This is a genomic window from Desulfovibrio sp. 7SRBS1, from assembly GCF_049723905.1.
Classification (GTDB): domain Bacteria; phylum Desulfobacterota; class Desulfovibrionia; order Desulfovibrionales; family Desulfovibrionaceae.
In genome coordinates, this window is record NZ_JBJKFD010000002.1 from 1 (window position 1) to 7,500 (window position 7,500).

A 7,500-nucleotide genomic window follows, 5' to 3' on the forward strand; every position below is an offset into this window, starting at 1 on the left:
GAAGGTACCGTCAAACATATACGCTATTAACGTATACACATTTCTTCCCTTCTGACAGAGGTTTACAACCCGAAAGCCTTCTTCCCTCACGAGGCGTCGCTGCGTCAGGGTTTCCCCCATTGCGCAATATTCCCCACTGCTGCCTCCCGTAGGAGTCTGGGCCGTGTTTCAGTCCCAGTGTGGCTGGTCATCCTCTCAAACCAGCTACTCATCGTTGCCTTGGTAGGCCGTTACCCTACCAACTAGCTAATGAGACGCGGGCCCATCCAGACGCGGATGCATAATTTAGAGGCACCCTTTCAACCAAAATAAATTGATTCGTATACGGTATTAGCAGCCGTTTCCAACTGTTATCCCGATCGTCTGGGCAGGTAGCCCACGCGTTACTCACCCGTACGCCGCTCTACTAGGCTCCCGAAGGAACTTTTCTCGCACGACTTGCATGTGTTAAGCACGCCTCCAGCGTTCAATCTGAGCCAGGATCAAACTCTCCAATTAGGAAAGTATTTCTAGCTAAAACTCGTAAGTTCATACGAACCCACGATGATAGTATTTCGCGCCCTGCTCGCTATTTAATTGTCAAAGACCTTTCCGGCTCGAGGCCGGAAGTGGGAGAGTGTAAGTAGTAAATTACGCTTCCCGTGTCAATCTCTTTTTTCAAATTCGCTGTTTGTTTCCTGCGTCGCTTTCGCGCCGTCTGTCCCAAGCAGCGGAGGGTGTTTCTATGTGTTTCCGCCCTGTGCGTCAACCCCTTTTTTCAACTTTTTTGGTCGAACCCGTCAGGGTCGTAAAGTCGATTGCGGCCGGATACCGGCCCGGGGTGTCAGCCGTCAGCTTCCACACACTCACCCTATCTATTCTATTGTAAGAGATCACCCCGCCGGGAAACTTGCGATTCCCGTGCGGCGGAGGGGCTTTCTATGTGTTTCACACCTACCCGTCAATAGGTTTTGTGAGTTTTTTTCAGAAAGTTTTGATTTTGTGTTTTGGAGACAGGTGGTGTTGTGGGGGGGAGATCGGCTGAAGGGCTGATGATGAAAGGGAAATTCCATGAATAGGGGCTTGTTTGTCCCCGTAGGTGAGGAGCGCAGTTATGTGTGAACTTCTTGTTCTGTAGGAAAAGAGAAGAGGATGTGGCGGCAGACAAGTCATGGTGTCCCTTCGCATAGCCGCCAAGCTCAGATTCACCATGTTTTACGGAAACTGCTGGGAAACCCGGTATCCCTTTGAGGCAACGTAAGTTTTGTTTCTGCCAAGGTGCAGGCGAACGTGAGAATCAGGGCAATTTTCTTCTCTTCCAAAGGTCAAAGTTCGGAATGCCTGCAAGGCGCGGTGTGATGGAATGAAGTGGGATAGTAGTTAGACCTACAGCCCTCGGCAGCACGTTGCGACGTCGCAGCGTGTGGAAAAATCAATGCGCTTTCACGCATTGAAAAAAGGGACTTGCAGCCGGACAGAGAAAGTCATGGTGTCCCTTTGGCCGTCTGCTTACTCAAGATTATTGTTTTTTACGGAAACAGTGGGGAAACCCGGTCAACGCGCCCGGTTTCCCCGTTTGTTTCCGAACCTTCTCCTCCCTTTCCGGCACGAACAGGCCTTAGGTATCTGAAAGGAAGTCATGGCCGCCTCTTCGAACCATGGCAGGTGAGATAAAGTCATTGCGCCATAAGGTAGGAAGCAGCATTTGCAAACATGCCGCCGCAGGTACGCCACGAAGCGTGGCGAATAGACGCCATTGTGGGCTGAAATTATACAGACGCCTACAGGTAACTATTTAGTCGGGCCTGAAATATCTCTAGTGGATTCATTGATTTTTATTAACAATTCTCCTTGTACAATGTAGTATTTTCGACCAGAGAACGTTGTGAATTCGTATAAAACCGGTCGAAATGATGCAGCGAATGGCGGGAGAATCATGAGGGCAAAACCCAAAAAACAGCCGCAGGGTACGTTCCTTTACCCAGACCTTCTGGACCAGCTCAATCCGAAGGCTCCGCTCCTTCAATTGGCGAGGAGAATTCCCTGGGGGCGATTCGAGGAGGAGTTCGCCGGGACTTACAGCGACCAAGGTCGGCCAGCCAAGCCGCCCCGGCTAATGGTCGGGCTGATGCTGCTCAAGCAGTTGGAGAATCTGAGCGACGAACGGGTCGTGGAGGCATGGACGCAAAATCCCTACTACCAGGCGTTTTGCGGTATGACCGAGTTCCAGTGGAAGCTGCCTTGCGATCCCACGGATTTGATCTATTTCCGCAAGCGCATTGGCGAGGACGGGGCACGACTGATTTTCGAGGTCTCCGTGGAACTGCACGGTGATGACGCCAAAAAACCAGAGATCACGGTGGATACCACGGTCCAGGAAAAGAACGTAACCTTTCCTACCGACCTGAAGCTTTTGACCAAAGTCATCGAGGGCTGCCGTAAGATCGCGGACAGCGAAGGCGTCGGCTTACGCCGCAGCTTCAAGCGCACGCTCCCCAAGCTTCGGCTGAAACGGATGAAGATGGCCAAAAAGGTGAGGAAAGACGCGGACAATGGCTGGTGCCTTGATCCGTGAACTCCGGCGCAAATTGCCGGGCGAAGCCCTGGGCCGCCACCAGGAGCGACTTGACCTGTACGAGCGGGTCAAGGACCAGAAACGAAGCGACAAGAATAAGGTCTACAGCCTACACGAACCCGATATTCTCTGCATCTCCAAGGGTAAAGCGCACAAGCAGTACGAGTTCGGCGCAGGCGTCCATCGCGGTCACAAAAACTACGGGTATCATCGTCGGCGCGATGTCGTTCAACGAGAACGTCTACGACGGCCATACGTTGCCGGATGTCCTCGAACAGTGTTGGGAGGTCACCGGGGTCTGTCCGTCCATGGCGATCTGCGACCGAGGCTACAGGGGCCTGAATCAGGTCGGTGACACGCAAATCCTCATCCCAAAGCCTCCGAAGAAGAAGGACACACCGTACCAGCGCCTTATGGCGCGGCTCCGCTTCCGCCGTCGGGCGGCTATCGAGCCGGTGATCGGCCATCTCAAACACGATCACCGCATGGCCCGGAGCTATCTCAAGGGCGCGGTCGGCGACGCCATTAAACTTGTTTATGGCCGCAGCGGCGTTCAACTTCAGGAAGTGGATGCGGAAAAATGGGATAGTTTTTTGCGCTCTTGGCGTTTCTGCTCCTGCTAAGACTCAAGCCGACGGCTGGCGGAAAATGTGGCGTAGAAGCTGAAACGGGTTTTATAAGAGGCCTGACTAGTTAGACCTACAACCCTCCGCAGCGCGCTATGACGTAGCAGCGTGTGGAAGACGGAAAACCAATGCGCTTTCACGCATTGTAAAAAGGGACTGGCAGCCGAACAGAGAAAGTCATGGTGTCCCTTTGGCCGTCTGCTCAATCAAGATTATTGTTTTTTACGGAAACAGTGGGGAAACCCGGTCAACGCGCCCGGTTTCCCCGCTTGTTTCCGAACCTTCCCCTCCCTTTCCGGCACGAAAGGAGCCGCAGGTATCTGACAAGGAAGTCTTGGCCGCCCCTTTGAGGCAAGGCAGGTGAGGTAACGGCATTGCGCCGTAGAAGCATGAGCTGCATTGCAGATTGCCCGCCGCAGGTGCGCCACGAAGCGTGGCGAATGACGAGGTCATTGTCGGCTGAAAATTGCACAGGCGTCTGCTGACAACGATGTTCAGACAGGGGCTCTTGAGTCTGACCCCATTTTTTCTGAGGAAAACGAGCAGGGAGTCCTTGGCGGACATGAAAAATGGGGCAGGAAGCCTTTAAGGGCCTATCAAAGAAAAAGACGACTCGCACGCCCCTCTTTTTCCCGCGGCAGCGTAAGTTTTGATTCCTGCCGAGCGCAACTTGCTGTTTGGGGGCGTGAGATCTGGCAGTTGGCCTCCAGCCCGCTCCCAAACGGTGGAAGTTCGGATGCCCTGCAAGGCAGCGGCGCGACGGGATGACGGGGGACAGTAGCCAGACCCACAGCCCTCGGCAGCACGTTACGCCGCAACGCCGCAGGGCGCCGAAATCCCGCCTTGGGCCATAAAAAAGGTCCATATCTTTCGATATGGACCTTTTGAAAAGGAGCCCTGGCAGCGACCTACTTTCCCAGCGACTACTCGCAAGTATCATCGGCGAAGAAGAGCTTAACTTCCGAGTTCGGAAAGGGATCGGGTGTGGCCTCTTCTCTATGGCCGCCAGAGCAAATATATTGCTCATGGCACAGAGTTGAAGAGATGTGCTCCTGGCGTGGCGCGAAGGGAAATGCGCGGAGGCGTATTCTTACATACGCCGCACAAGCTATTTTCCTGCGGCAACGAAGCCAGTGTGCAGCTATTTCAACTCTGAGAGCGAAATATAGAAAATAGGGACGAAGTTGTGTTTAAATCTGAAAAAAGACTCACGAACTATTAGTACCGGTCAGCTGAACGTATCGCTACGCTTACACATCCGGCCTATCAACCAGGTGGTCTACCTGGGTTCTTTAGGATCTAATGATCAGGGAGAACTAATCTTGAGGCTGGCTTCCCGCTTAGATGCTTTCAGCGGTTATCCGTTCCGAACGTAGCTACCCTGCAGTGCCGCTGGCGCGACAACAGGAACACCAGAGGTTCGTCCACCCCGGTCCTCTCGTACTAGGGACAGACCCTCTCAATTCTCCTACGCCCACAGAGGATAGGGACCAAACTGTCTCACGACGTTTTAAACCCAGCTCGCGTACCACTTTAAACGGCGAACAGCCGTACCCTTGGGACCTGCTCCAGCCCCAGGATGTGATGAGCCGACATCGAGGTGCCAAACCGCGCCGTCGATATGAACTCTTGGGCGCGATCAGCCTGTTATCCCCGGCGTACCTTTTATCCTATGAGCGATGGCCCTTCCATTCGGGACCACCGGATCACTAAGACCGACTTTCGTCCCTGCTCGGCATGTCTGCCTCACAGTCAAGCTCCCTTATGCCTTTGCACTCAACGGTTGGTTTCCAATCAACCTGAGGGAACCTTTGCAAGCCTCCGTTACTCTTTGGGAGGCGACCGCCCCAGTCAAACTACCCACCAGACGCTGTCCCTTCACTGGATAACAGTAGAAGGTTAGGGCCTTAGACTAGCAAGGGTGGTATTTCAAGGGTGGCTCCACGAACACTGGCGTGCCCGATTCACAGCCTCCCACCTATCCTACACATGCTAGCCCAAAACACAACGTCAAGTTGTAGTAAAGGTGCACAGGGTCTTTCCGTCCTTCTGCGGGAACACGGCATTTTCACCGCGAATTCAATTTCACCGAGTCTCTGGCTGAGACAGTGGGGAGATCGTTACGCCATTCGTGCAGGTCGGAACTTACCCGACAAGGAATTTCGCTACCTTAGGACCGTTATAGTTACGGCCGCCGTTTACCGGGGCTTCGGTTTAGAGCTTCGCTTGCGCTGACTCCACCCCTTAACCTTCCGGCACCGGGCAGGCGTCAGTCCCTATACTTCGTCTTGCGACTTAGCAGAGACCTATGTTTTTAGTAAACAGTCGCCACCCCCATTTCTCTGCGGCTCTTCGATGCTTAGCGAGTAAACACATCACATCAAAGAGCACCCCTTATCGCGAACTTACGGGGTCATTTTGCCGAGTTCCTTAGCCAGAGTTTCCTCGAACGCCTTGGGTTACTCACCCCGCCCACCTGAGTCGGTTTGCGGTACGGTCCATGTGAACTAAACTTAGAGGCTTTTCTTGGCGGCAGAGGCTCAACCACTTCAGAGCAAAAGCTCACGGCATCGTGTCTCGGCCTTGAATCTCCGGATTTGCCTGAAGATTCAGCCTACACACTTGCACCGGGATATCCAACACCCGGATGGCCTACCTTTCCGCGTCCCCCCATCGCACATTCACACGGGTACGGGAATATTAACCCGTTTCCCATCAGCTACGCTTTTCAGCCTCGCCTTAGGGGCCGACTAACCCTGGGCAGATTAACTTTACCCAGGAAACCTTGGGCTTACGGCGTGGGAGTTTCTCACTCCCATTATCGTTACTCATGTCAGCATAATCACTTCTCTACACTCCAGCGTGGCTTACGCCTTCACCTTCATCGCAGTAGAGAACGCTCCCCTACCGATCGTCTAAAAGACGATCCCGCAGCTTCGGTGGTATACTTAGCTCCGTTACATTTTCGGCGCAGGACCACTAGACCAGTGAGCTATTACGCTTTCTTTAAAGGATGGCTGCTTCTAAGCCAACCTCCTGGCTGTCTAAGTAGTCCCACCACCTTTCCCACTGAGCATACACTTGGGAACCTTAGCTGGCGGTCTGGGCTGTTTCCCTTTCGACTACGGACCTTCGCACCCGCAGTCTGACTCCCGGACAACAATTAACCGGCATTCGGAGTTTGATAGGGTTTGGTAACCTGGTGGGGCCCCTAGCCCTGTCAGTGCTCTACCTCCGGTAATCTAATCCGAGGCTATACCTCAATATATTTCGGGGAGAACCAGCTATCACCGGGTTTGATTGGCCTTTCACCCCTATCCACAAGTCATCCGAGTCATTTTCAACTGACAACGGTTCGGCCCTCCACTTGACTTTACTCAAGCTTCAGCCTGCTCATGGATAGATCACCCGGCTTCGGGTCTACTCCGCACAACTAACGCCCTATTCAGACTCGCTTTCGCTTCGGCTACACTTAACGCTTAACCTGGCTGTACAGAGTAACTCGCTGACTCATTATGCAAAAGGCACGCGGTCACGGAACAAGTCCGCTCCCACTGCTTGTAGGCAACTGGTTTCAGGTTCTATTTCACTCCCCTAACAGGGGTTCTTTTCACCTTTCCCTCACGGTACTGGTTCACTATCGGTCACCAAGGAGTATTTAGCCTTGGAGGATGGTCCCCCCAGATTCAAACGGGGTTTCACGTGCCCCGCCCTACTCGGGTGCTGCCTGCGTCGTTTTCGCCTTCACATACGGGGCTTTCACCCTCTATGGCCAAGCTTCCCAGCTTGTTTTGCTAGCTATTCGAATCGCGTATGGCAGTCCCACAACCCCGCATGCACGGATGCATACGGTTTGGGCTAATCCCGGTTCGCTCGCCGCTACTACGGGAATCTCTTTTGATTTCTCTTCCTCCGGGTACTGAGATGTTTCACTTCCCCGGGTTAGCTTTCCAAGGCCTATGAATTCAGCCAAGGAATAACCGGACATAACTCCGGCTGGGTTTCCCCATTCAGAAATCCACGGATCAAAGGATGTTTGGCTCCTAACCGTGGCTTATCGCAGCCTACTACGTCTTTCATCGCCTCTTGGTGCCAAGGCATCCACCAGTTGCCCTTACTATCTTTTTTCAGACACAACTTCGTCGCCTATTCTACTATCAATGATCATTACCGACACGTGGCCAGTAAGTTCACCACCACTTGGTGGAGGTGAACGGAATCGAACCGATGACCCCCTGCGTGCAAAGCAGGTGCTCTCCCAGCTGAGCTACACCCCCATGTGGTGATAACCGTGGTGGGCCTAGATGGACTTGAACCATC

General features: G+C 53.4%; 2 tRNA genes, 3 rRNA genes and 1 pseudogene (1 of these 6 only partly in view). 1 reads left to right on the forward strand and 5 read right to left on the reverse strand.

Going from position 1 to position 7,500, the window contains the following annotated elements:
- Positions 1 to 498 (reverse strand): 16S ribosomal RNA (locus ACI0FJ_RS20065); the annotation flags it as partial.
- Between the two features lie 1,417 nt (positions 499 to 1,915).
- Here ACI0FJ_RS20065 and ACI0FJ_RS20070 point away from each other — a divergent pair.
- Positions 1,916 to 3,130, forward strand: a pseudogene (locus tag ACI0FJ_RS20070) (IS5 family transposase); the annotation flags it as partial.
- Between the two features lie 945 nt (positions 3,131 to 4,075).
- Here ACI0FJ_RS20070 and rrf read toward each other — a convergent pair.
- The 4 genes from rrf to ACI0FJ_RS20090 form a co-directional block, all read right to left on the reverse strand.
- Positions 4,076 to 4,190, reverse strand: a 5S ribosomal RNA gene (rrf, locus tag ACI0FJ_RS20075).
- Between the two features lie 187 nt (positions 4,191 to 4,377).
- Positions 4,378 to 7,308 (reverse strand): 23S ribosomal RNA (locus ACI0FJ_RS20080).
- Positions 7,309 to 7,381: 73 nt separating this feature from the next.
- A tRNA-Ala gene (locus tag ACI0FJ_RS20085) sits at positions 7,382 to 7,457 on the reverse strand.
- 15 nt (positions 7,458 to 7,472) lie between these two features.
- Positions 7,473 to 7,500: transfer RNA gene (locus ACI0FJ_RS20090), tRNA-Ile, on the reverse strand; it runs 51 nt beyond the window's last position.